This window comes from Rhodocyclus gracilis (assembly GCF_009617575.1).
Taxonomy (GTDB): Bacteria; Pseudomonadota; Gammaproteobacteria; order Burkholderiales; family Rhodocyclaceae; genus Rhodocyclus; species Rhodocyclus gracilis.
Map to the genome: position 1 here is coordinate 23,195 of NZ_WIXJ01000012.1, position 25,266 is coordinate 48,460.

The 25,266-nt window shown below is 60.8% G+C and carries 23 protein-coding genes; 22 read left to right on the top strand and 1 reads right to left on the bottom strand.

What is annotated here, in order from left to right; genetic code table 11:
- The first annotated feature begins 1 nt into the window (after window position 1).
- The 12 genes from rfaQ to GHK24_RS12375 all read left to right on the top strand — a co-directional run bounded on the left by rfaQ (window position 2) and on the right by GHK24_RS12375 (window position 14,013).
- Window positions 2–1,144, top strand: a complete 1,143-nt coding sequence (rfaQ, locus tag GHK24_RS12320; protein WP_153473183.1) for a putative lipopolysaccharide heptosyltransferase III — start codon at window positions 2–4, stop codon at window positions 1,142–1,144.
- The gene (locus GHK24_RS12325) at window positions 1,141–2,271 is read left to right on the top strand and encodes a glycosyltransferase family 4 protein (RefSeq protein WP_153473184.1); all 1,131 of its coding nucleotides are present in this window, start codon (window positions 1,141–1,143) and stop codon (window positions 2,269–2,271) included. The genes rfaQ and GHK24_RS12325 overlap by 4 nt, the downstream gene beginning before the upstream one ends.
- A 78-nt stretch (window positions 2,272–2,349) precedes the next feature.
- Window positions 2,350–4,122 carry a lipid A export permease/ATP-binding protein MsbA gene (gene msbA, locus GHK24_RS12330; RefSeq protein WP_153473185.1) on the top strand — a complete coding sequence of 591 codons (1,773 nt, stop codon included), beginning with the start codon at window positions 2,350–2,352 and terminating at the stop codon, window positions 4,120–4,122.
- Window positions 4,123–5,169, top strand: coding sequence for a glycosyltransferase family 9 protein (locus tag GHK24_RS12335; RefSeq protein WP_153473186.1), 1,047 nt, complete (start codon window positions 4,123–4,125; stop codon window positions 5,167–5,169).
- Between the two features lie 21 nt (window positions 5,170–5,190).
- Window positions 5,191–6,297: a glycosyltransferase gene (locus GHK24_RS12340; RefSeq protein WP_153473187.1), complete on the top strand. Its 1,107-nt coding sequence runs from the start codon at window positions 5,191–5,193 to the stop codon at window positions 6,295–6,297.
- A gap of 83 nt (window positions 6,298–6,380) precedes the next feature.
- Window positions 6,381–7,088, top strand: coding sequence for a polysaccharide deacetylase family protein (locus GHK24_RS12345; protein WP_228384689.1), 708 nt, complete (start codon window positions 6,381–6,383; stop codon window positions 7,086–7,088).
- Window positions 7,089–7,092: 4 nt separating this feature from the next.
- On the top strand, window positions 7,093–8,211 hold the full coding sequence (locus GHK24_RS13925) for a glycosyltransferase family 4 protein (protein ID WP_340666184.1): 1,119 nt from the start codon (window positions 7,093–7,095) through the stop codon (window positions 8,209–8,211).
- Between the two features lie 8 nt (window positions 8,212–8,219).
- Window positions 8,220–9,410 (top strand): glycosyltransferase, encoded by a 1,191-nt coding sequence (locus GHK24_RS12355; RefSeq protein WP_153473188.1) that lies wholly within the window; start codon window positions 8,220–8,222, stop codon window positions 9,408–9,410.
- Entirely contained in the window at window positions 9,403–10,578 is a 1,176-nt protein-coding gene (locus tag GHK24_RS12360; protein ID WP_153473189.1) for a glycosyltransferase family 4 protein, read from the top strand. The genes GHK24_RS12355 and GHK24_RS12360 overlap by 8 nt, the downstream gene beginning before the upstream one ends.
- A complete protein-coding gene (locus GHK24_RS12365; protein ID WP_153473190.1) occupies window positions 10,575–11,639 on the top strand; it encodes a glycosyltransferase family 4 protein in 1,065 nt (354 codons plus the stop codon). Before GHK24_RS12360 ends, GHK24_RS12365 begins: the two co-directional genes overlap by 4 nt.
- A gap of 40 nt (window positions 11,640–11,679) precedes the next feature.
- Window positions 11,680–12,846 (top strand): O-antigen ligase family protein, encoded by a 1,167-nt coding sequence (locus GHK24_RS12370; RefSeq protein ID WP_153473191.1) that lies wholly within the window; start codon window positions 11,680–11,682, stop codon window positions 12,844–12,846.
- A gap of 69 nt (window positions 12,847–12,915) precedes the next feature.
- Window positions 12,916–14,013, top strand: coding sequence for a glycosyltransferase family 9 protein (locus GHK24_RS12375; RefSeq protein WP_153473192.1), 1,098 nt, complete (start codon window positions 12,916–12,918; stop codon window positions 14,011–14,013).
- A 4-nt stretch (window positions 14,014–14,017) separates the two neighbouring features.
- Here the strand turns inward: GHK24_RS12375 and polA are convergent, their stop codons facing one another.
- Window positions 14,018–16,807 carry a DNA polymerase I gene (gene polA, locus GHK24_RS12380; RefSeq protein WP_153473193.1) on the bottom strand — a complete coding sequence of 930 codons (2,790 nt, stop codon included), beginning with the start codon at window positions 16,805–16,807 and terminating at the stop codon, window positions 14,018–14,020.
- Between the two features lie 33 nt (window positions 16,808–16,840).
- On the opposite strand from polA, the gene GHK24_RS12385 reads away from it, so the two are divergent.
- From GHK24_RS12385 to GHK24_RS12430, 10 genes are all read left to right on the top strand, one after another.
- Window positions 16,841–17,569, top strand: a complete 729-nt coding sequence (locus tag GHK24_RS12385; RefSeq protein ID WP_153473194.1) for an LOG family protein — start codon at window positions 16,841–16,843, stop codon at window positions 17,567–17,569.
- Window positions 17,570–17,629: 60 nt separating this feature from the next.
- Window positions 17,630–17,968 carry a DUF2782 domain-containing protein gene (locus GHK24_RS12390; protein ID WP_153473195.1) on the top strand — a complete coding sequence of 113 codons (339 nt, stop codon included), beginning with the start codon at window positions 17,630–17,632 and terminating at the stop codon, window positions 17,966–17,968.
- Between the two features lie 45 nt (window positions 17,969–18,013).
- Window positions 18,014–18,979 (top strand): homoserine kinase, encoded by a 966-nt coding sequence (locus GHK24_RS12395; RefSeq protein ID WP_153473196.1) that lies wholly within the window; start codon window positions 18,014–18,016, stop codon window positions 18,977–18,979.
- 28 nt (window positions 18,980–19,007) lie between these two features.
- On the top strand, window positions 19,008–19,757 hold the full coding sequence (locus GHK24_RS12400) for a BPSS1780 family membrane protein (RefSeq protein ID WP_153473197.1): 750 nt from the start codon (window positions 19,008–19,010) through the stop codon (window positions 19,755–19,757).
- Window positions 19,758–19,954: 197 nt separating this feature from the next.
- Complete coding sequence (locus tag GHK24_RS12405) at window positions 19,955–20,758, top strand: BPSS1780 family membrane protein (protein WP_153473198.1); 804 nt, start codon at window positions 19,955–19,957, stop codon at window positions 20,756–20,758.
- Window positions 20,736–21,431, top strand: coding sequence for a nicotinate-nucleotide adenylyltransferase (gene nadD, locus GHK24_RS12410; protein ID WP_153473199.1), 696 nt, complete (start codon window positions 20,736–20,738; stop codon window positions 21,429–21,431). The genes GHK24_RS12405 and nadD overlap by 23 nt, the downstream gene beginning before the upstream one ends.
- Before the next feature lie 8 nt (window positions 21,432–21,439).
- Entirely contained in the window at window positions 21,440–21,841 is a 402-nt protein-coding gene (rsfS, locus tag GHK24_RS12415; protein WP_153473200.1) for a ribosome silencing factor, read from the top strand.
- Complete coding sequence (rlmH, locus tag GHK24_RS12420) at window positions 21,838–22,308, top strand: 23S rRNA (pseudouridine(1915)-N(3))-methyltransferase RlmH (protein ID WP_153473201.1); 471 nt, start codon at window positions 21,838–21,840, stop codon at window positions 22,306–22,308. The genes rsfS and rlmH overlap by 4 nt, the downstream gene beginning before the upstream one ends.
- Entirely contained in the window at window positions 22,309–22,959 is a 651-nt protein-coding gene (locus GHK24_RS12425) for a Maf family protein (RefSeq protein WP_153473202.1), read from the top strand.
- A gap of 380 nt (window positions 22,960–23,339) precedes the next feature.
- Window positions 23,340–25,256 (top strand): methyl-accepting chemotaxis protein, encoded by a 1,917-nt coding sequence (locus tag GHK24_RS12430; protein ID WP_153473203.1) that lies wholly within the window; start codon window positions 23,340–23,342, stop codon window positions 25,254–25,256.
- Window positions 25,257–25,266: the final 10 nt, after the last annotated feature.

Genomic DNA, 25,266 nt, shown 5'->3' on the forward strand with positions numbered 1-25,266 from the left:
CATGGTCAAAGATCCCGTTCCGCTTGGCGACGTCCGCCGCGCCCTGATTATCAAACTGCGTCATCACGGCGACGTGCTGCTCGCCGCGCCGGTGTTTTCGGTACTCAAAGCGCACGCGCCGCACATCGCCATCGACGCTCTGGTCTACGCCGACACCGCCGCCATGCTGACCCTGCATCCGGCCATCGACCGCGTACACACCATCGATCGTCAGTGGAAAAAACTCGGCCCGCTGGCGCAGGCGCAGGCGGAATGGCAGCTGCTGCAAACGCTGCGCGGACAGCACTACGACCTTGTCATCCACCTCACCGAACATCCCCGCGGCGCATGGCTCGCCCGCCTGACCGGCGCCCGCTGGGCCGTCGCCCCCGAGGTGCGTGGACGCGGGCGCTTCTGGCGTTCGGCCTTCACGCACTTCGTCGGCGCACCTCGGAACGCGCTGCGCCACACCGTCGAGCGCAATCTCGACGCGCTGCGCCGTATCGGCGTCTACCCGTCGCCCGCCGAACGCCGCGTCAGCCTCGTCCCCGGCGTCGACGCCGAGGCACGCGTCGCCGCCCTGCTCGCCGCGCACGGCATCGCTGCGACGACGGCGACCGACTCCGACCATGGGTTTGTCCTCGTGCACCCGGCGTCGCGCTGGCACTTCAAGTGCTGGCCGGCCGCAAAAATGGCGGCGTTGATCAACGCGCTGCACGCCGCCGGGCAACGCGTCGTCCTCTCCGCCGCCCCCGATGCCGCCGAGCGCGCGATGATCGAGGCCATTCAGGCGCAGCTGCCATCGCCGGCGATCAGCCTCGCCGGACAACTGTCGCTCAAGGAACTCGCCGCACTGGCCGCCCGCGCCAAACTTTTCATCGGCGTCGATTCGGCGCCGATGCACATCGCCGCCGCCATGGGAACGCCCTGCGTCGCCCTCTTCGGCCCCTCCGGCGACCGCGAATGGGGACCGTGGCAGGCGCCGGCGGACGATGCGCCCGATAGCAGCGCCACGCCGCGCCGACACCGCATCGTCAGCAGCGACACACACCCCTGCCGGCCCTGCGGGATTGATGGGTGCGGAGGAAGCAAGGAAAGCGACTGCCTCGCCGCCCTGCCGGTCGCGCGCGTACGCGCTGCCGTTACCGAGCTTCTCGGCGTATGAAGATCGCCGTCATCCGCCAACGCTACAACCCCTTTGGCGGCGCCGAACGCTTCGTCGAGCGGGCGCTCGGCGCACTGGCGCAGGAAGGCGCCGAGGTGTCGCTGATCACCCGTAGCTGGCAGGGGGCCGAGTTACGCGAGGGCTTCCACACCCTGATCTGCGACCCGCCGGCCAAAGGCCGCGTCGCCCGCGACCGCAGCTTTGCCCAATGCGCGCAGACGGCGATGGCCGAAGGGGGCTTCGATATCACGCAGGCGCACGAGCGCATTCCGGGCTGCATGATCTTTCGCGCCGGCGACGGCGTCCACGCTGCCTGGCTCGACCGGCTGCGTCGCGTTCGCGGCCCGCTCGGACGGTTGGGGCTGTCGCTCAACCCCTACCACCGCTACGTTCTGGCGGCTGAACGGGCGATGTTCGCACACCCGAATCTGCGGGCCGTGATCTGCAACTCACGCATGGTGCGCGACGAGATCATCCACTACTACAGCGTCGCCGAAGAGAAACTGCACGTCATCTACAACGGCGTCGACCTCGACACCTTTCACCCCGACCTCGCTACCCGGCACCGGCACACCGTACGCGCCGCGCACGGAATCGATGATGACGCCCATGTCTTTCTCTTTGTCGGCAGCGGCTTTGAGCGAAAGGGCGTGCCGCAGCTACTGGCCGCCTTTGCTCGCCTGGGCGCAGCAAACGCCCGTCTCATCATCGTGGGCGCCGACCGCAAACTCGACGCCATGCGGCGGCTGGCGAGCCAACTGGGAATCGCCGACCGTACCCTGTTCACCGGGCCGCTACAAGATGTGAAACCCTGGTACGGCGCCGCCGACACCTTTGTTTTGCCAACCCTCTACGACCCCTGCCCAAACGCCGCGCTGGAGGCTCTCGCCTGTGGACTGCCGATCATCACGTCGACGGCGTGCGGGGCGGCGGAGTTTGTGGGTGAAGCCGCCACGGGATCGGTCGTTGTCGCCGAAGATATCTCAGGACTTAGCTGCGCCTTGCAGCATCATTGCACGACAGTCGAACCTTTCAGGCGTGAAGCGGCGCGATCCGCTGTCTCACAACTTTCTTTGGCTGCGATGGCGCAACAGTTGTTGGAGCTCTATCACGAACTCAACGGCTAAATCACCTGTACCCAGCCGCACCATTCTGGCGTCTTGAGCGTCGACATCGCCGCACGCCGATCACCTCCTCCCGAACCGATGACCACCATTTCGCCCACTCAGCTTTCCAGCAAGCAACTCTATCTGCGCTTGCTGACTTATGTCCGTCCATACTGGTTGGCTTTCGTCGTCGCCATTGGTTGCATGGGACTGTCTTCGGTCGTCGAACCGATTTTCCCTGCCATGATGAAGGGGCTTCTCGATAACGGATTCGCGCAGCATGCGGCAAGTAATGACTGGCTTCTCTATCCATTGGCAATAGTCGGCATTTTTGTCGCCCGCGCAATTCTTAGCTTCATTGGCGATTACGCCATGAGCTGGGTATCCAACCATGTCGTTGCCAATCTCCGGCAAGCCATGTTCGAGCGTATCGTCCAGTTGCCCACCGGTTACTTCACGGCCAATACATCCGGACGTCTGATGTCACGAGTTGCCTATGACGTGGGAGGGGTTGCCGGAGCAGCCACGGGCGCGATCACGACACTCGTCAAGGACAGTCTTTCTGTCATCGGCTTGTTGGCGTGGCTGTTTTACCTGAACTGGAAATTGACCTTGGTCGCTGTCGCCATGGTTCCCTTTATCGCACTGGCAGTACGAGTTTTCAGCAGACGTCTGCGCCAGATTTCCAGGGGAATTCAGCAGTCACAAGGCGCAATCACCGAAGTACTGCAAGAAGCCATTGAGGGCCACAAAGTAGTCAAGGTTTTTGGTGGCCAAGATTTTGAAGTACGTCGCTTCGCAGACGTTGTTCAGAAGCAGCGAAGACTCAATATGCGCGGCACTATTGCTGCGGCCGCACAAGGGCCAATTGTGCAGTTCTTCGCCGCCATTGCACTCGCGACGATCATGGGCGTCGCACTGAAGCAAGCAAGCAGCGAACAGACGACCGTTGGCGATTTCGTCTCTTTCATTACGGCAATGCTGATGCTTCTTGCGCCTCTGAAGCGGCTGACGGACGTCAACACCCCCATCCAGCGGGGCTTGGCCGCCGCCGAAAGTGTCTTTGAAGTGATCGACCAATCTCGCGAACCCGACAGCGGCACTCGCCTGCTGGAGCGTGCCGATGGATTAATCGAATTCGACTCGGTAACTTTTAGCTACCCAACAGCAGAACATCCCGCTCTCGAAAACGTCTCTTTTTCCGTGAGCCCAGGAGAATGTATTGCGCTAGTTGGACAATCTGGCGGCGGCAAGACGACAATTGCCAACCTGCTCCCTCGATTTTATCTTGCGAATTCAGGCGCAATACGCATTGACAACATTCCCATTCAGGATATACGACTGAGCGATTTACGCAAAAATATCGCCTTCGTCAGCCAAGACGTTGTCCTGTTCAATGATACGGTCGCTGCAAATATCGCATACGGATTGATGCGCGATGCATCCCGCGAAGAAATCATCGCGGCAGCGACGGCCGCGCATGCGCTGGAATTCATTGAGGCAATGCCCGACGGCTTCTCGACGATGATTGGCGAAAAGGGAGTCAAGCTGTCGGGTGGGCAGCGTCAGCGCTTGGCTATTGCCCGCGCATTGCTTAAAGACGCCCCCATACTGGTGCTCGATGAGGCGACATCGGCCCTGGATACCGAATCGGAGCGCATGGTGCAGCATGCACTGGACAACCTCATGCAAAGCCGCACGACGCTTGTGATCGCGCATCGCCTGTCGACAATTGAAAACGCCGATCGGATCATCGTGCTAAACAAAGGGAAAGTCGTCGAATCGGGCACCCACGCAGAACTGCTGGCACGTGACGGAGCTTATGCAACCCTTTACAGGATTCAGTACACCCTGGGCAACGGCGATTCCTGATTGGGAATTTTAATAAAAATGCGCGGAACAATTGAGTCAATCCTCGTCATTATCGTTGCACGCATTGGCGACACTTTATTGACGACACCGGTATTTAAAGCAATTAAAAGTCGCTATCCAAATGCGCAGCTGACGGTTCTCGCCCACCCCAAGCGAATGGAGGTACTCAGCAACCTTGCCTACATCGATCGTCTTGATTCAATCACAAAGCGATCAGCGCCATGGCGAGGCTGGTTTTCACGCAAAAAATTTGATTTGGCGATCGTTTTCGGGGCAGAGCCGGAGCTTATTTCTTATGCGCAAAGAACATCAACGAAAGTTGCAGCTTTCAGGCGTGAGGGAATGACTGAAAATCCTCGCTTGTTAAAAGTGGCACTTCCCCATGGAGCCATCCACGCCGTCCGAGAACGATTGCTTCTAACGACGGCACTCGATATTCAAGCCAATGATCTGAAACTCGACTATATCGTTTCGCCAGAAGAAAAAGCAGTTGCGCGCAAATGGTTAGATGAACAAGGAATCGCTACAGCGCATCCATTAATTGGGCTACAGACTCTTAGTTTTCCGACAAAGTCACACAGAAACTGGCCACTCAGCCATTTCTCGGAACTTATTCAGCTGACTATTGATAAATACCCGACCGCCCGTTTTGTCATACTAGGCGATGAAGCGTCGCGAATCCACGCCAAGGGCCTCGCCGAGCACTTCCCTGTAGCTGTCTCAATTGCCGCTGGAACAATGTCGCTGCGACACAGTGCCGCACTGATGTCCTGCCTTGATATGTATGTTGGTGTCGACACGGGTCCGACCCATATCGCAGGTGCACTCGGCATTCCAATGGTCAGTATGTATCACTGCGCTTATCCCGGACGATATTTAGCGCCGCTCGATAACCCGTTATGCGCAGTGATCGAGCACCCACTCACTGGCACAACTGTCGATATCGCGGCGTCGATGGCCGATATATCCGTGGCCTCCGTATGGAACGCACTCGACACTCTTCTTTGCTCCACGGCAGATATCGATGACCCGCGCACTCACACCTAAAAAATCGAGGGAACGGTTTCGATGAATCGTAAATATGGCACGGCCGTGCTGCATACCGAATGGTCGAATGGGTGGGGAGGGCAGGAGCGCCGCATACTGGCCGAGATGGTTGGGATGAATGCGCGAGGATTTCGTCAAATTCTCGCCTGCCGCCCCGAATGTCGTTTGGGCCTTGAAGCAGAGGCTGCCGGCATTGTGGTCCATCACGTACCTTTCCGGGGAAAGTTCGATTTCGGCTCGATCAACCGTATTGTTCAGCTCATTCGTGCGGACAATGTGTCTTTGGTCAACACACATAGCGGAATCGATAGCTGGGTAGGAGGTATGGCGGCACGCTGGGCGGGGGTACGCCTCATTCGTACTCGCCACCTAAATCTGCCTCTCAAGAGGACACCTCTTAACTTTGTTCATTACCTGCCGCATAGCGTCGTTACATGCGGTGAGGCGATGCGATTGCAGCTTATTGCAGCGGGATTCCCCGCTAACGAAGTGCGCAGCATTCCGACGGGAATCGATTTCGAGCATTTTCGGCCCACGCTCTCACGCAGAGACGCTCGCCACCACCTTGGCCTAAGCGACGATGATTTCGCCATCGTCATGGTGGGTATCATTCGCGGTGTCAAGCGACATGAATTGGCAATTCGTGCGTTTCAGCAGTTTCGTCAGGAGCACCCTGAAGGGCACCTCATCCTTGCCGGTGATGGCCCAATGCTCGATGCCATGAAGGAACTTGCCCACGAACTGGGACAAGGCGAACACGTCCTGTTTCTGGGTCACCGCCAAGACGTTCCCGACGTTCTCGCCGCCGCCGACTGCTTCCTGCTGACATCCCGTTCGGAAGGAGTGCCGCAGGCCGTCACGCAAGCACTTGGGGCCTCGATCCCCGTCGTCGCTACCCGTGTGGGCGGAGTTCCCGAGTTGGTTCACGACGGCGAGACGGGACTGCTCGTGGAACCCGAATCTACCGCACAAGTCTCCGAAGCTCTGGCGCGCATTGCTGAGGACAGGAGCCTCGGTCAAAAACTCGGAATCAACGGTCGCAACCATGTTCTTGCGCATTACAGCCTGGACGCCATGCTTGACGCCACAGAAAAACTCTACGGTGAGTTAGCCGGAGGTGCAGCTTGAGAGCATTGCCTATTCTAATGTATCACCACGTGTCACCATCGCCAGGTCTTGTCACCGTTTCTCCGCAGCGCTTTCGGGAACAGATGGCCTGGCTCGCGCGCAGAGGATGGACCGCCTTGGGAGCGGACGATATCGCACGGTTTTACGCAGGAGAAGCTGTACCGAAGAGGAGCCTTGTCATTACCTTTGATGATGGCTATCTCGATAATTTCATCCATGCACACCCTGTATTGACTGAGTTCGGCCTTAAGGCGATGCTGTTCGTTGTGACGGGGTGGCTCGGAGAAGGCCCTGTCCGCAGGGGAGCAATCGAACTCCCTAACCACCGGGAGTGCAAAAGACGACTGGCGGAGGGCACGGGCGATAGCGTGGTGTTGCGCTGGTCGGAGGTCGAATTAATGCATAGCACAGGGAGTTTTGAATTTCATTCACACACCCACACTCACACACGCTGGGATTTACAACTCCCCACCGGCCCTGACAGGATTGCGGCCATTTCACAGGAACTAGCCCTATCGCGCGCTGCGCTGGAAAGACGACTGGGCTATTCGTCTGACCACTTATGCTGGCCGCAAGGCTACTACGAAGCCGACTACGTTGACGCCGCTGTAAAACAAGGCTTCAACTACCTGTACACGACCGAAAACAAACCAAATCTGCGCACAGGCGACCCACTCCACATTGGACGTGTCGTTACCAAGGAGCGCTCCGCCGCATGGCTAGGGCAACGCTTGGCAATTTATGGCTCTCCGCTGCTGAGTCATTTGTACACCAAACTGCGTAAGAGCTAAGACCGTGAATATTGCTTTCCTCGACGTAACCAGTACTGTTTCATACGGCGGCATTCAAACCGCGATTTGGGAGTTGGCGCGGGCGTTGTCTGATCAGGGGCATCGCATAACGATCTACGGGGGGCGAGGAAATATCTGCCCAGAGGTAGGAGGGCGCGATATTGCGGTTCATCAGTTTTCTTTCACTCCACGAGATCGATTCCCCAATCTGGGCACACGCTTCCGTAAACTAGCCGAGCGCTGGAGTTTTTCGCGGCAAGCGCGGAATGCCGTCATAGACGGTAATCACGACTGGGTGGTTCTCACCAAGCCTTTCGATTTTTTCTGGCCGAAGCTACTTCCATCCACGAGCAAAACCCGCTTCGCTTTCATGAGCGGCGGTACGGATTATATGCCCGGAGATCGCCGTCTCGCCGGTGGTATCGACGCTTGGTTGGCTTGTAGTCATTTTAATGCGTGGCAAATTTCCAGCCACTACAAACGCTACCCTGACGTAATGTTTAATGGCGTCGACGTCGAATTGTTTCATCCGCGACAGCGTAGTGACACGCTGCGCACCTCACTTGGGGTCCGTGAACATGAGGTGCTTTTTGCGTTTGCCGGGCGCTTGGCGGGCTGGAAAGGACTCTCTGTAGCGCTAAATGCCTTGGCTCACCCGGAAATGCGCGCCTACCCGGCAAAGCTTCTACTGGTTGGCAAGGGGGACGCACTCGCAGATCTGCAGGCGCGTGCAGCCCAACTCGGGGTGGAAGATCGCGTCATCTTTCATGCGGCGGTTCCTCATCACGACTTACCTCAGTTTTACGCAAGTGCTGACGCGGGGATTTTCCCAAGTCTCGCGGATGAGGCGTTCGGTATCACCATTGCCGAAGCAATGGCCTGCGGCATACCCGCGTTGGCCAGCTATAACGGCGGGATTCCAGAGGTTGTGGGTAACGAGGGCTCATCAGGACTTCTTTTCCCCATTGGAGATATTGGCGCCTGCGCCGCAGCCATGGCAAAGCTCTGTGCCGATGCTGCGTTGCGCAAGCAACTAGGAGCCAATGCGAGGGCGCGCATCGTCGCGACTTATACGTGGCAGATGGCAGCGACCCGACTGATCGATACTCTTCGCTCCGCCTAGGGGACACCGTGCGTATTGCCTACATAAACCCGCAGGCGGTTCCGGACACATTGCCTTCCTGCCTTCAGATTCTGCAATTCGCCGAGGCCCTTGCGGCAGTAGAAGGAAGCCAAGTCGATCTGCTTACGCCAACACCGTCCAAAGGCGCGACTCCCGAAATGGTTCTGGGGCGCACACCCCACGAACGGCTTCGCTTCCAGCCTCAATCCGACCACCGAGGCCGCTGGTACTTCCCATTTTCCAGCAATCGCGCTTTCCACCGGCAGGCGCTTGTTTGGCTGCGCCGAAATGCTGTCGACGCCATTTATGTCCGCAACCTTAAACTCGCCGAAGCGCTTATTCGCGAGCAACTCGGAATTCCCATTTTTTTCGAAACCCACGAGCTATTTGCACAAAGCTTTTGCGAACATCACGGCAAACTCGGATGGCGCGCCTCGCGCAAGCTGGCGACACTACGCCGACGCGAATCCTTCGTTTACACGCACGTTGCCGGACTCATCGCGATCACGCACGCCCTAGCTGCCGATATCCGCTCAGAATACGGCGTCGAGACGCCCATCCTCGTCGCGGCAGATGCAGTGGACCTGGAACTCGCACATGGCTCACGCCAAAGTGAATCAGCTCGCCCCGGCGCGACAGAGACAATCGTGTTGTACCTCGGAAGCCTTCACCGCTGGAAAGGGGTCGAGACCCTGCTCGATGCAGCACCTTTACTACCTGAGGGCGTCATTCATATCGCCGGCGGGGGAGCCACCCGACGAGCCGAGTTAGAGCAGCATGTCGCATCCTCCCCGGGCAAAAACCGGATCCGATTTCTGGGCGAAGTGCCCCCGTGCTCACGCTTTAAGGTCATTGCTGACGCGGACATCTGCGTGTTGCCACTGAGTAACACGAGCATAGGCAGCCGCTACACGTCGCCGCTGAAACTCTTCGAATACATGGCGATGGGAAAGGCGATCGTAGCATCCGACCACCCATCAATTCGGGAGGTACTCGTCGACGGCAAAAATGCGCTGCTGGTGCCCGCTGAAAACCCAGTCGCACTTGCAGACGCACTCAATGTCTTGATAGCAAACCCTGAAATACGAAAACAGCTGGGAAACGCGGCTGAGATTCTCTCGCGGGAATTTAGCTGGAGCGCACGCGCAAAAAACGTCACGCGTTGGGCTGAACACATCATGCGTGGTAGCCATGCCTAAAGCAGCCATTTTTGTTCCACATGGTCGAGTGCCTGACCGCCGAGGATTTGCGCCAGCTATTGTTGCCGAACAACTCGGCCGTCGTTACGGCCACTTCTCTCCCCTTTTCATCAGTGCCGCCGAGGCGGCGGCGGCGCCGAGCGCGGCAGGTGATAACTTTGAATATATCGACGTATCCAAGACATATGTTCGCCTATTTCAAAAATTGACGCGACTCGATCCCTGGCCGCTGCACGCACGTCTCGCTGCGATGTTGCGTCGCACACGCCCCGATCTTTTGCACGTGCACCAACTCGAATTTCCAGTCGCTGAGTTCATGCAGCGCTACGGTCGAAAAATCCCCGTCGTCCTTCACGCCCACGTTACGACGCAACGACCCCGTCGCATCGGCGCTGATGCGTACCTTGCCGTATCTGATTTCGTCAAAAACCGCTTAATAGAGAAAGGCTTCCCCGAAGACGCGATCCATGTCGTGCGTAACGGAGTAGATAGCAACGTCTTTTCCCCTGTCTCTCAGTCTGCGCGGAGTTTCTTGCGAAAAAAACTGAATATCCCCGAGTCTGCGCGGGTGCTCATTTTTTTTGGAAGGAAGCAAGAAGTCAAAGGCTACGATTTCTTTCTCGGGGTAGCTGAACGACTGACGGCGGCTTTGCCAGAGTTACGCGTCTTCGCCATTGGTCCCGAGCCTGATGACAGCAGCCGGGAGCCAAGTTATTGCCAGCGCATGTCACTTCGCGAAAGATTGCTGCAAAGTCGGCGTTTTTTTGATCTTGCCCCACTTCCGCACGAGCAACTTGCCGATTATCTGCGCTGTGCCGACGCGGCATTACTGCCTTCACGCTCCGAACCCCAAGGCATGGCAATGCTGGAAGCAATGGCGTGCGGATGCCCGACTGTCAGTACCAAGGTCGGAGGAATACCGGAGTCCATAACGCATGGAGTCAGCGGCATATTGCTGGAAGCACCTTCCGGAACAACCACCGGAATTGAACAGGCCACACAAGAACTCGCGCATTTACTGCGGGCAAGCGACAAAGCCGTCGAAATGGGAACAACGGCCGCAGAAACGGTAAGAAAGAACTTTGACTGGGCGAAATCAGCAGCGAGAACTGAAGAGATATACTCTGAATTGTTACTAAAAAACAGCCAGTCTGGACTGCTCGAATGAAAGTACTACAAATCCATTGGTGGGGCGACGCAGCGAATGTAACAGGAAGCGTTGAAAAAGTTATCGACTCTTTTTCACTCATGGAGGAAGAGGACATTGATCTGTCTTTCGCCAGCCTGTCCGAATCCCCGACGTACCGCCGAAACGGCAAGCTCTTCCACTCGTTTTGCGAAAGCCAATGGCGCAACCGATTATTCAACAAAATATTGTCGCTCAACGCCTTCACATTTCCTTCACTGGTAAAGTTAGTGGAGGAATTACACCCCGACATTCTTCACATTCACAATCGCCAATCTCTCGTTGACCCGCTCATGCAACGATTGTCATGGCGGCCTAAAGTCTTATGCCACTATCACCGAAGATTCGGAAGGTTTGTTGTTCCAAAATCTGCTGACATGCTACTGACCGTTAGCGAAGCAATACGCAAAGAGCTTCAAAAAGAAACTCAAACAGACACACCAATCAGGGTAATTTACAATCCAGTCCCATGCGTTTTATCCCCATTTAAAATCAACCCGCGCAGCGCAAATAAAATTAAAATTCTCTACGCAGGCGGAAGGCAAAAACACAAAGGCTTTGAAGAATTCACCCACGCGATCTCGGAATTTTCAGAGCGAACCGACTTAGAATTTACGATTTGCGGTCCGAAACTATCGGAATATAATTCCCCCTCTGCAAACGCACGCGTGCTTGGACTTTTGGAGCATCAGGCATTTCAGGCAGAGCTAAAAGCATGTGATATCGTATTAATGCCGTCACACTTCGAAGGATTCAGCATCCTAGCCCTAGAAGCGATGTCACAGGGAAAGCTTCTGGTAGCAACGCAAGGGGGAGGGCTTGCCGAAATTGTTTCTTCCGACTGCGCAATCGTCATTGAAGTTGGCAGCACGCAATCATTAGCGAATGGGCTGACCAGAGCTTTCAACCTAGTGAAGCAGAATCATGAGGGGGAACTCTCGGCTGTTTTGTCGAATGCTCAGAACAGATGCCGCCAGTATTCACCAAAAAAAATAAACTCGGCCCTGGCTGATATTTACCGATCGATTCCTGCCAGCAGATGAAGAGTTTAATGCTGAGACAGCAAAGCCACCGGAGGTTAAATTGGAGTTAAAAAAGAATAAAATGCTTTTAGCCGCAGCATGGGGAGCGGTTATATCACTTAGCATGATGCGCATATCTCCCGGATTATTTTACACCCCAATTTACGTTGTCGCACTTTTCGCAATACTTAACAACGAAAATCGCCGAGAAATTTCCAACCTTGGAAAAAAACTTCCCGCATTCCTGTTATATTTTTCTTTCGCAGTAGCATCTCTCGCATGGGCGAGTTCCGTTAAACTCGTTGGAGAGGCTCTACGCGAAGACATCCTTACGCCACTACTTGCAATGACGGCGTCTTTTTATGCCGCCCAAAAATTGACAGCCCAAAGCACGTCTCGGACTCTCTTATTAGGAGCCTGGGTAACCTTCCTTCTGGGAACCGTCTTTTCTTATTTCAAAAATGGCGCCACCGACACTCTGTTTGAAACAGTTGGGTATTACTCATCTTATGTTTTTTTTCTAGCCGGCGCCTCCGTACCTTTTCTCTCGAGTCGCACGCGCGTTTTATTTTACCCCATAGTAGCCGGCCTTTTATTCCTAACCCATCAACGAGCCGCTTGGATCGTTTTCCCTCTTTTCGGCTGCGTTGACCTCTGGCTTAACAGAGAGAACTTCCCTAACAAAAAACTACTAGTCACAACAGTCGTGCTCATCATCGCACTCTCTGTCACCCTCCTGAAAGTCGTTGCAGAGCAAAAACCCGTAGACTCATCAAATCCAGAAGTGCAAGCACACAACCTAGCAGAACGCCTTGCAAAGAATGAACGAATCAAACCTTGGGAAGACTGGATCCATCGAGGCATGGAATCACCCCTTGTAGGGCAGGGTTTTGGCCGAAAAAATGTGGAAAATCATTTTTCAACAGGGGACGACTGGGCGGAAAAAAACCTGCACCATGCCCACAACATTATCCTGAACAACTTCTTGCAGCTGGGCTTACTGGGAGCCCTGCTTTATTTAGCCGCCCAAATTCAGCTTATCCGCTTTCTTCTCCAACACAAATCCCCTCTTGCCATCGGTGCGGCTACCGTTGTAGCAGCATTCTTTATGCGAAATATGTTTGATGATTTCTCTTTTCAGCGAATTTTGATTGTTTACGCCTTGATTTTGGGCTGGTGCATAGGCGGAATCAGAGGAAAAACCCTCGATCACACCAAAGAAAATTAGCAACATTAGTAACTAATGACTCGCCAGTAACAAACGGCGGCGCCGCGTCAGCTCGCAAACAATCAGAAAATGAACTTAGAAACCGACAACTTCACTCAGCATATAGCGGTAGAGTCGCTCCAGAAAATACTCGTCATTCGCCGGGACAATATCGGAGATCTGATCTGCACGACGCCGCTGATTCGCGGACTTCGAGAGAAATTTCCCAGTGCGCGCATTGATGCACTTGTAAACAGCTATAACCGCCCGGTGCTTGAGGAAAATCCAGACATCAACGAGGTATATTCCTATACCAAGGCTAAGCACCGCGAAAGAGGAGAGTCGGTGATCGGTGTTCATTTGCGCCGGATCAAAATGCTGCTCCAGCTTCGCCGCCGGCGCTACGACTTGGTCATCCTCGCTAACGGTGGCTATCTTCCCCGCCCGCTTGGCCTCGCCCGCTGGGTAGCACCAAAACACGTCGCCGGTTTTGTCCCGCCGCCGCCGGAAGCGCATAGCGACATCATCGATCTATCTACCCCGATAGACGAGACGGTTCCCCGGCACGAAGTGGAGAATATCTATCGGCTGCTGGCTCCACTGGGTATTGATGGACCACCTCCGGGGCTGAGACTGCAGCCATCGGATTCGGCGCGTCTTGCAGCTATCCGGAAGATGGCCGATGCGGGATGGGATATCAACGCACATCAGCCGACGGTAGCGGTGCACATTAGTGCCCGGAAGATCCCGCAACGCTGGCCTGCTGAGCGCTTCAGTGAGCTGATGCGCAATCTGCACCGGCAAATCGGCTGCCGATTCCTGCTCTTCTGGTCACCGGGGGACGAGAACAACCCGCTTCATCCAGGAGACGACCAAAAGGCCGCGACGATTGTTGACGCAACCCGCGACCTTCCAGTCATCCCTTATCCGACACATAGACTCGACGATCTGGTGGGAGGGCTATCGGTCTGCACCGCGATGATCTGCAGTGACGGTGGCGCCATGCATGTCGGCGCGGGCTTGGGGCTGCCGATGGTTTGTTTTTTTGGCAACTCAGATGCAGCGAAGTGGCATCCGTGGGGGGTCCCCCACCGCGTGCTTCAAAAGCCTAGCCGTGACGTCTCGGATATCACGGTTGAAGAAGCTGCTACCGCCTTCAGCGCGCTTATGGGAGAAGGAGCGGCTTGAGCGCCTAGTGCGCCTCCCCCCAACTCCCCCCCATCCCGACCTCCACCACCAGCGGCACCTTCAGCGCCGCTACGCGCGTCATCAAACCCGGCAGTTGCTCCTGAACGAGTGCCAGTTCATCTCCCGGAACCTCAAGCACCAGTTCATCATGCACCTGCAGGACAATCCGGCTACGTAGCGCAACAGAGTCGATCCAGCCCTGCACCGCGATCATCGCCAGCTTGATCAGGTCGGCGGCGGTGCCCTGCATCGGCGCGTTGATCGCCGCGCGTTCGGCGCCCTGGCGGCGGCCCGGCTGGCTGGCGCGGATTTCCGGCAGCCACAGGCGGCGGCCGAATACCGTCTCGACGTAGCCGCGCTCGCGCGCCGCCATGCGCGTCTCCTCCATGTAGCGGGCGACACCCGGATAGCGCGCGAAGTAGCGGTCGATGTACGACTGCGCGGCGCCGCGGTCGAGGTCGAGCTGACGCGCCAGACCAAAGGCGCTCATGCCGTAGATCAGGCCGAAGTTGATCACCTTGGCGACGCGCCGTTCGTCGCTGCCGACTTCGAGCGGCGTCACGCCGAAGATTTCGGCGGCGGTGGCGCGGTGCACGTCCTCGCCGTGGGCGAAGGCGTCGAGCAGACGTTCGTCGCCGGAGAGGTGCGCCATGATGCGCAATTCGATCTGCGAATAGTCGGCCGAGACGATCACGCGGCCCGGCGGCGCGACGAAGGCGGCGCGGATGCGCCGACCCTCGGCGCTGCGCACCGGAATGTTCTGCAGGTTCGGATCGCTCGATGCCAGCCGCCCGGTGACCGCCGCCGACTGCGAGAAGCTGGTATGCACCCGCCCGCTGGCAGCGTTGATCATGCGCGGCAGCTTGTCGGTATAAGTGCCCTTGAGCTTGGCCAGCTGCCGCGTCTCCAGCAGCAGCTTCGGCAGCGGATAGTCGAGCGCCAGTTCGGAGAGCACTTCCTCGTCGGTCGAGGGCGTGCCGCCCGGCGTCTTCTTCTTCACCGGCAGGCCGAGCTTCACGAACAGGATTTCGGCCAGCTGCTTCGGCGACGCCAGGTTGAACGGCTGGCCGGCGAGCACGTAGGCTTCCTGCTCCAGTGCCAGCAGGCGCGTGCCGAGTTCGTGGCTCTGCTGCGCTAGCTGGCCGGCGTCGATCAGCACGCCAGTGCGCTCCATGCGGAAGAGGATCTCGCGCACCGGCATCTCGATCTCGCCGTAGATGCGCGCAAGGCCCACGTCGGCGGCGATCTGCGGGTAGAGCACCGCGTGCAGGCGCAGGCACAGGTCGGCGTCCTCGGCGGCGTACGGCGCCGCCTGTTCGATGGCGACCTGGTCGAAGCCGATCTGCTTGGCGCCCTTTCCGCACAGCGCCTCGTAGGCGATCGTCTCCAGCCCGAGATGGCGCCGCGCCAGCTGGCCGAGGTCATGCCCGCGCACGCCGTCCTTGCCCGATTCGAGCACGTAGGACTGCAGCAGCGTGTCGTGCGCGATGCCGGCGAGCGCGATGCCGTGGTTGGCAAAAACGTGCTGGTCGTACTTGAGGTGCTGGCCGATCTTGGCGTGCTGCGCCGACTCCAGCCACGGTTTCAGGCGCGCCAGCACCGCGTCGAGCGGCAGCTGCGCCGGCGCTTCGGTGCCGCTGTGCATCAGCGGCAGGTAGGCCGCCTCGCCAACCGCGACGGCGAATGAGATGCCGACCAGCCGCGCGGCGAAGGGATCGAGGCTGGTCGTCTCGGTGTCGAGCGCAACGAGTTCGCAGGCCTCGATCTTCGCCAGCCAACGCTCGAAAGCGGGCCAGTCGAGGAGCGTTTCGTAGCCGACGCGATGCGCGCCGTCGTTGGCGAGCGGCAGATCGCCGGCAGGACTCAACGCCGCGATCGGTTCCGCTGACGACGCCGGGCCGCTCGCCGCCGCGGCCGTGGCGTCGGCCACCGCGCCACCGGCTTCGTCCACTTCGCGCAGCCAGCTGCGCAGCCCGTAGCGCGCGTAGAGCGCCGCCAGCGCCTCGCGGTCGGGCGCGGTCGGCGTGAGTTGGTGCACCGCCTGCGGCAGCTCGAGATCGCAGCGCACGGTGACGAGCTTGCGCCCGAGCGGCAGGAAATCCAGCGCGGCACGCAGATTGTCGCCGACAACCCCCTTGATCTCGCCGGCGGCGGCGATCACGCCATCGAGCGAACCATACTGCGTCAGCCACTTCACCGCCGTCTTCGGTCCGCACTTGGCGACGCCCGGCACGTTGTCGACGGCGTCGCCAACGAGCGCGAGGTAGTCGACGATGCGCTCCGGCGGTACGCCGAACTTGGCGAGTACGCCCGCCTCGTCGAGCGTCTCGCCGCTCATGGTGTTCACCAGACGCACGCGCGGGCCGACGATCTGCGCCAGATCCTTGTCGCCGGTCGACACCACGACGTCGATGCCGGCGGCCGCCGCCTGCCGCGCCAGCGTACCGATGACATCGTCGGCCTCGACGCCCACCTCCATCAGCAGCGGCCAGCCGGAGGCCCTGATCGCCGCGTGCAGCGGTGCAATCTGCGCCACCAGATCCTCAGGCATCGGCGGCCGCTGCGCCTTGTACTCGGGATACCACTCGTCGCGGAAAGTCGGGCCCTTGGCGTCGAAAATGCAGGCCTTGTAGACGACGTCCGCCGCCTTGTGGTCGGCTTCCAGCCGTCGTAGCATGCCGAGCACACCGTAGAGGGCACCGGTCGGCTCGCCGTCGCGATTGCGCAGGTCGGGCAGGGCGTGGAAGGCACGGTAGAGGTACGACGAACCGTCGACCAGCAGCAAGGTAGGCATCGGAATGGAAATGAAAACAGGGAGCGGACAACAATGAGCGAAAAGGGAAAAATCCCTCGCCTCGCCGACGCCGATCAGGCAGCGCAAGCGCTGTCGGCACGGGAATCCTGGCGGATTTTCGGCATTATGGCAGAGTTCGTCGAAGGCACTGAGCGGCTGTCGGCGATCCGCCCGGCGGTATCGATCTTCGGCAGCGCGCGCACGCCGCCGGATTCGCCGTACTACGCGCTGACGGAAAACATCGCGCGCAAGCTCTCCGACGCCGGCTTCTCGGTCATCTCCGGCGGCGGCCCCGGCATCATGGAAGCGGCCAACAAGGGCGCCTTCTTCGGCAAATCGCCGAGCGTCGGACTCAACATCCAGCTGCCGCGCGAGCAGCACACCAACCCCTATCAGGACATCTCGCAGAGCTTCCGCCACTTCTTCGCGCGCAAGTTCATGTTCGTCAAGTTCGCCAGCGCCTACGTCGTCATGCCCGGCGGCTTCGGCACGCTCGACGAACTGCTCGAAGCACTGACGCTGATCCAGACCGGCAAGAGCCGCAAGATTCCGATCATTCTCGTACACGGCCCCTTCTGGGGTGGCCTCATCGACTGGCTGCGCGACCGGCTGGTCGGCGAAGGCATGATCGACGCCAAGGACCTCGATCTCATTCAGGTGATCGACGAACCCGACGCCGTCGTCGACGCCATCTTCCGTCACTACGAGGCGCGCGGCTTCGCGCCGTTGCCGGACGAACGCGAGATGCTGCTCAATCTGTAATAGAATCGGCCGCAAGGCTGCGCCTGCCCGCCAGCCGCTCCATCCATGAGGAAGCCCGCCATGCGCCGTACGTTCACCCTGCTTTTGCTGCTGCTCTGCGCCGGCCACGCTCTCGCCCAGAAGAGCGACGAGCGCCAGCCGCTGCCCGCTGTGCCGCCGCCCCCGCCGGAAATGATCCCCTTCGACGCTGCCATCGAGCCGCAGGTGACGATCAAAAAGCGCGAGAACGACACCATCGAGGAGTACCGCGTCGACGGCAAGCTATACATGCTCAAGGTAACGCCCGCCAACGGCGTGCCGTACTACCTGATCGACAACCAGGGCAACGGCAACTTCATGCGGATGGACGCGCTCGATGGCGGTGTACGCGTGCCGCAGTGGATCATCGGCACCTTCTGAGCGATTCGCCGTCCATGGCCGGCGATCACTCCTCCTCCCCACGGCATGTCGGTATTTACCCCGCTCACCCGCGCACACGTCAGCGACTGGCTCGGCCAGTACGATCTGGGCGCGCTGCACGCGCTCGACGGTATTGAAGACGGCGTCCAGAACTCGAACTTCTTTCTCGATACCGCGCACGGCCGCTACGTCCTGACCGTCTTCGAGCAACTGCAGCGCGACGAGCTCCCGTTTTTCATCGAACTGATGGCGCACCTGTCGCGCCACGGCGTTCCATGCCCGGCGCCCGTCGCCACGCATGAGGGCAGCTATCTGGGCGAGATTGCCGGCAAACCGGCGGTCATCGTCAGCCGCCTCAGCGGTCGTTCGCCACAGACGCCGACCGTAGCGCAATGCGCCGCCATCGGCCGGCTGCTCGCCACGCTGCACCTCGCCGGCCAGTCATGCCCGCTGCGCCAGGAACATCCGCGCGGCCCGCTCTGGCGGCAGACTACCGCCGAGCAACTGCTGCCGCGCCTGCCGGCGGGCGACGCAGCCCTGCTCGCCAGCGAACTGCGCGCGCAAGCGACATCGCCATCGCAGGCGCTGCCGCGCGGCATCATTCACGCCGACCTCTTTCGCGACAACGTCCTGTTCGCGGGCGACGAACTCAGCGGCGTGCTCGATTTCTATTTTGCCGGCGTCGACGACCTGCTCTTCGACCTCGCCGTCGCCAGCAACGACTGGTGCCGCGACGCAACGCGCGATAGCGCGCTCGATCCGGCGCGCACCGGCGCCCTGCTGGCGGCCTACCATGCCGTTCGCCCGCTCGACAGCAAGGAGCGCGACGCCTGGCCGATGATGCTGCGCGCGGCGGCGCTGCGCTTCTGGCTGTCGCGTCTGGCCGACGCCTACTCTCCGCGCGATGGCGAGCTTGTCGCCACGCGCGATCCCGCCGAATACCGCGCCCTGCTCTGCCAGCACATCGCCGCGGATCAGCACCAACCCTGGCTCGACGCGGTCATCGCCTGATGCCCCTCCTTCGCCCGCAGGGCCAGCGATGAGTACGCAGCCCGACGCCTTCCCGCTGGCCGCGCCGCCCTTTGCCGGCGCCAGCCGCCGCGCGCCCATCGACGCCGCGTTTGCCTGGCTGCGTCTTGGCTGGCTGCTCTTCACCGGCAATCCGGGGGTGTGGATCGGGATCGCCGTGCTCTTCATCGTCGCCATGCTCGGGCTGTCGATCGTCCCGCTGGTGGGGCAACTGGCCGCCAATTTGCTGCTGCCGGTATTCATAGCCGGTCTGCTCACCGCCTGCCGCCGCACCGCCGACGGCGAGATGCCGGCCATTGCCGATCTGTTCGCCGGCTTTCGCCAGAACACCGGGCCGCTGATCCTGCTTGGCGTTCTCTTCATGCTGGGCATGTTCCTCATTGGCGCGATTGTCTTCGTGCTGGCGGGCGGCAGTCTGGCCAGCGCGCTGGCCGTCGGCCGACCGGCCGGATTCGGGCTCGCCTTTGGCGGGCTGATGGTCGCTGCGCTGCTCTGGCTGGTGCTCTCGGCGCCCTTGCTGATGGCGATCTGCTTCGCGCCGGCGCTGGTCAGCTTTCACGCCATGGCGCCGCTGCCGGCCTTGAAGGCAAGCTTCAGCGCCTGCCTGAAAAACGCCCCGGTCTTTCTCGTCTTTGGCCTGCTGACGCTGGTTCTCGCCTTCTTTGCCGCGCTGCCCGCCGGCCTTGGTTTTCTCGTCCTCGGCCCGGTGCTGGCCGGTGCCACCTACGCCGCCTACCGCGACATTTTTATCGGCGCCTAGCCAGCGCGGGCATCCGCCGACGTCGCCAGACTGATTTTGCACTGACGGCTTGGCGCTCTTGCCCCGCATGCGCCGGCCAGCCGCCCCCATGCAGTGCGCGCCGGCTTGCCTTAACATGTCGCGCTTTCGTCGCTGACTTCATTTGCCCACCGCCGCCCCATGATCCTTGCCCTGATTTCTCCGAGTAAGACGTCGCCATGCAAGCACTGACTCTCTCCGCCCGCCAAGGCTGGCGCTGGTTCGGCGAGGGCTTTCGCGTGTTCCGGCGCAACCCGCTGTTGCTCGTCTTCCTCGTTTTCACCTACTGGGCCGTGCTGGCGCTGATCAACAGCGTGCCGATGGCCGGCGGTGCGCTGGCGACGCTGCTCATGCCGCTCTTCTCCGTTACCCTGATGAACGCCTGCCGTGCCCTCGATCAGCAGCAGCCGCTGACACCGGCGCGCCTGTTCGCCGGCATGCAGGAATCGGCGCGTACCTTGCTGCTTCTCGGGCTGCTCTACCTGCTGATCAGCGCGGCGATCCTCGCGCTCTCGTCGCTCGCCGACGGCGGTCTGCTGCTGCGCTGGATGCTGCTCGGCGAAGCCCCCGCCGAAGAAGCGCTCGCCAGCAGCGATCTGCTCATCGCGGCGCAGATGACGCTGCTCTTCATGTCGCCCCTGTTCATGGCGTACTGGTACGCGCCGGTGCTGGTAGCCTGGCACGAACTGCCAGCGGGCAAGTCGCTGTTTTTCAGCCTCTTTGCCTGCCTGCGCAACTGGCGGGCATTCCTCGGCTACGGCGCGGCGACGGTGGTCTTCGCCGTCCTCGTGCCGGGCGTGCTGCTCGGACTTGGCACGGCCTTCCTCGACGAGAGTAGCGGCGCGATCGCAAAAGTCATGACGCTGCCCATGCTCATGCTGCTCGCGCCGACGCTGTTCGCCAGCTTTTACGCGAGCTATCGTGATGTCTTCGTCGTCCGCGTTGCCAGCGATTCCGACAATGCCACCGATATCCACGTCTGATTCCCCGGCGACTGCCGGCGGTGTGACGGGTCTCTTCGGCGGCACCTTCGATCCGGTGCATCTGGGGCATCTGCGGCTGGCCGAAGAAGCCGCCGACCGGCTCGGCTTGAGCGAAGTTCGCTGGATTCCCGCCGGCCAGCCGACGCACCGGGAAACCCCCTCGGTCAACGCGCAAAATCGGCTGGCGATGGTGCAACTGGCCATCGCCCGGAACCCGCGCTTCACGCTCGACGCCACCGAAGTCGCCAGCGCGCAGCCCAGCTACACCGTGCCGACGCTGCGCCGCCTGCGTCAGGAAGCCAGCGGTACCGGCGAACGACCGCTGGTGCTGCTGCTCGGCGCGGACGCCTTTGCCGGGCTGCCCGATTGGCGCGACTGGACAGACCTCTTCGCGCTGGCGCACATCGCCATCGCCCACCGCCCCGGCTTCCCGATCGAACCGGGCAACCTGCCGCCCGCCCTCGCCGAGGTTTTCCGCGCCCGCTACCGCGCCTCGCCGGAAGTTCTGCGCGAAGCACCCGCCGGGCACATCGTCTCGTTCGCCATGACGCAGCTCGATATCTCGGCGACACAGATCCGCACCCTGCTGCGCAACGCGCGCAGCGCCCGTTACCTCCTGCCCGACGCCGTAATCGACTATATTCGGCGCGAACACCTCTACTGCAAGGAATGAAGCCGCCTATGGATATCAGCACGCTGGAAAAAATCGTCGTCGACGCCCTCGAAGACATCAAGGGCCACGACATCACCGTGCTCAACACACACCGCCTGACCGCGCTCTTCGAGCGACTGATCGTCGCCAGCGGCGACTCCAGTCGGCAAGTGAAATCGCTGGCGCACAACGTGCAGGAAAAAGTGCGCGAAGCCGGCGGTCAGGTACTGGCGAGCGAAGGCGAAGACAACGGCGAATGGGTGCTCGTCGATCTGGGCGAAATCGTCGTTCACGTCATGCAGCCCGCCGTGCGCGCCTACTACAGCCTCGAAGAACTCTGGGGCGGCGAGACGCCGACCCGGCTGCGTCGTAGCGCCGCACCGCTGCCGCCGGCCGATGACAGCGAGGCCGCCCAGACGCCCGCCGCATGAAGCTTGGCATCCTCGCCGTCGGCCACAAGATGCCCGACTGGGTCGCTGACGGCTGTAACGAATACCTGCGCCGGATGCCGCGCGAGCTGCCGGTGAGCGTCAGCGAAATCAAGCCCGAACCGCGCCACGGCAAAACCCGCGAACAACTGCTGGCCGCCGAGGCGACGCGCCTGAACGCCGCCCTCACCGCCTATCCGCGCCTCATCGTCCTCGACGAGCGCGGCGACGACCTCACCACGCTGGCGCTCGCGCAACACCTGCGCGAATGGATGCAGGACGGCCGCGATACGGCCTTCGTCATCGGCGGTGCCGACGGCATCGATGGCGAGATCAAGCGCGCCGCCGAGCGGCGGATCCGTCTCTCCAGCCTGACCCTGCCGCACGCCATGGCGCGGCTCGTCCTCTGCGAGCAGCTCTATCGCGCGATCAGCGTCGTGCGCAACCATCCCTATCACCGCGAGGGCTGAATGCGCGACGCATCCTTGCCGACCCCCGCGGCAACGCGCATCCATCTCGCCTCGCGCAGCCCGCGCCGACGCGAACTGCTGACGCAGATCGGCATCGATTTTGACCTTATCGCCTTTCGCGGCCCGCCGCGCGAAGACCCGGAGATCGACGAGACGCCCTTCCCGGGAGAGGAGGCGACAGCCTATGTCGTGCGCGTCTCGCGCGCCAAGGCAGCCCACGGGCAGCGTCTGGTCGTCTGGCGCGGCCTGCCGGCACAGCCGGTGCTCGCGGCGGACACCACCCTCGAGTTTGAAGGTGACATCATCGGCAAACCGGCCGACGCCGCCGACGCCTGTGCCATCCTGCGTCGCCTCTCCGGTTCGACGCACCGCGTACTGACGGCGGTGACCGTCGCCACCGCCACACAGATCGAGCACGTGCTGTCGATCAGCGAAGTAACGTTTGGCGAGCTTGGCGATGACGACATCGCCCGCTACGTCGCCAGCGGCGAAGCCTTCGACAAAGCTGGCGCCTACGGCATTCAGGGACGCGCCGGCGCCTTCGTCCGCCATCTCGTCGGCAGCTACACCGGCGTCATGGGCTTGCCGCTCTACGAGACGACGCAACTGCTGCGTCAGTTGACCGCGCCACCGCCCCCGGCAAACCTTTAAGCCGCAGTACGCCCGTCAAGGACCACCGCCCTCCCGGGCGGCCTCATCCGGCACGCCAGACGGCCGCGCGCCATGCCTGCCGCCGCCCGCCACATCGCGAAGCCCCCTCCTGAACGCGAGGCTGGCGCGCCGTCGCCTGCGACTCCGCTCATTTCAACGGCATCAAGGAACTGTTGCCCCCGAGCAGGGTCACTTGGCATACCCAGATGCGCATATGCCAGAAAAATCATCCAGGGCGAACTATCTGAAATAAAAAGCCAAACCCCCTCCCGTGCACCGCCATTACCAGGCAGCGAGGCCCCCACTTCGGGCAGGCACAGCGTTTCCTGTTAACCGTCAGGAATATCGACGTTCTTTCACATCCCTCCCGGAGATTCGTCATGGCCCTCGTCAAGAAAGCAGGCACTCCCGCCCCCACTGGCAGCAGCGAAGGGCGCAATGCCCACGCAGCGGCACGCGATGCGGAGGCACAACGCAAGCGCGCACGCACCCTCGCCAAGCAGCAGCAGGCCGCCGAACGGATTGCCGCCGCCACCGCGCAACTGGCTTCCGGGATCAACGAGGCGGCTTCCGCCGCCGAGGAACTCAAGCGTGCCGCCGACCAGATCGCCACCGGTGCTGAAGAAGCGTCGGGCGCCGCTCAGGAATCGCTGGCGGCCTTCAAGCAGGTCACAACCGCCATCGGCCGGCAGCTGCAAAGCGCCGAAGTCGGCAAGACCAAGGCCGAGACGACACAGGCACTCATTGTCAGCATCGGCAGCGATGTCGGTACGCTGGTCGGCAACGTCGGCGTCGCCGCACAACGCCAGAAGAATTCCGTCGAGATGGTCGGCGAACTGGAAAAGCAGGCGGCCAACATCGGCGATATCGTCAAAGCGGTGGCGCGCATCGCCGACCAGACCAATCTGCTGGCGCTGAATGCCGCCATCGAAGCGGCCCGCGCCGGCAAGCACGGCAAGGGCTTTGCCGTCGTTGCCGACGAAGTGCGAACGCTGGCCGAAACCTCCGAAAAAAGCGCGAAGCAGATTCAGGATCTGGTCGGACAAATCCAGCAGGAAGTGAAAGTCATCGCCGACGGCATCGGCGCCTCCGCCACCGCCGTGCAAAGCGAAGTGGAAAATGGCAAGACCATCAACGTCCAGCTCGAACAGATTCGTCTCGACACCAGCGAAATCGTCAAAAGCACCATCGAAATCGCCGCCGGCGCGCAGCAATCGGTCGTCGCCGCGCAGCAGGCACTGAAAGGCTCGGAAGACATCGCCGCCGCCGCCGAGGAACAATCCGCCGCCGCCGAAGAATCGGCGAAAACGGTCGAGGAGCAAAGCCAGGCGCTCGGCCAATGTGAGCAGGCCGCACAAAGCCTGTCGGAGCTGGCCGAGGATCTGAAAAACTCGACCGACGTCGCCAAGAGCGCCGAGGAAGTCGCCTCCGCCGCCGAAGAGCTGTCGTCGGCGGTTCAGGAGATCAACCGCTCCGGCGCGCAGATCATGGCCGCCATCGAGCAGATCCGGAAAGGCGCCGAAGTGCAGGCGGCGGGATCGGAGGAATCGGCGGCTGCCATCGTACAAATCCAGCGTGGCGTCGATCTGGCCCGCCAGCGGGCGCAAGACAGCGCCACACGGATCGAGGCCATTCGTGGCTTGCTGGGCAACAACAAGACTGCCGTCGACAATCTGGTCGCCGGCATTCTCGCCTCGGTCGACGCCTCGCGCGACAGCCTGCGGCAGATCAAGGCGCTCGAACTGGTATCACGGCGCATCGACAAGATCGTCGATGCGATCACCACGGTATCGATCCAGACCAACATGCTCGCTGTGAACGGCTCGATTGAAGCGGCCCGCGCCGGCGAGTTCGGCAAAGGCTTTGTCGTTGTCGCCACCGACATTCGCAACCTCGCCCACGACTCGGCCGAAAACGCCGACCGCATCAAGGATCTGGTCAAGGCGGTACAGGACCAGATCGGTACCGTCGGCCGCGATCTCGACGAAATCATGAATGCCGCCAGCCGTGAAGTCGAAACGGCGAAGACCGTTACCGCAGGGCTTGTCACCATCGAAAACGACATTGCCGTCGTCGACTCCGGCGCCCGCGAGATCCTCACCGCCTCTGAGGAAATCGCCGCTGCCGTTACGCAGGTGAAGACCGGTATCGAGCAGATCTCCGCCGCCGCCCAGGAAGCCGACAAAGCGGCCACCGAAGCCTCGGCCGCCGCCAAGCAGCAATCGCAGGGCGCCGAGGAACTGGCCGCCGCCATCGAAGAAATCGCATCGCTGGCCGACGAACTGCAAAGCGCCTGAGGCGGGAGAC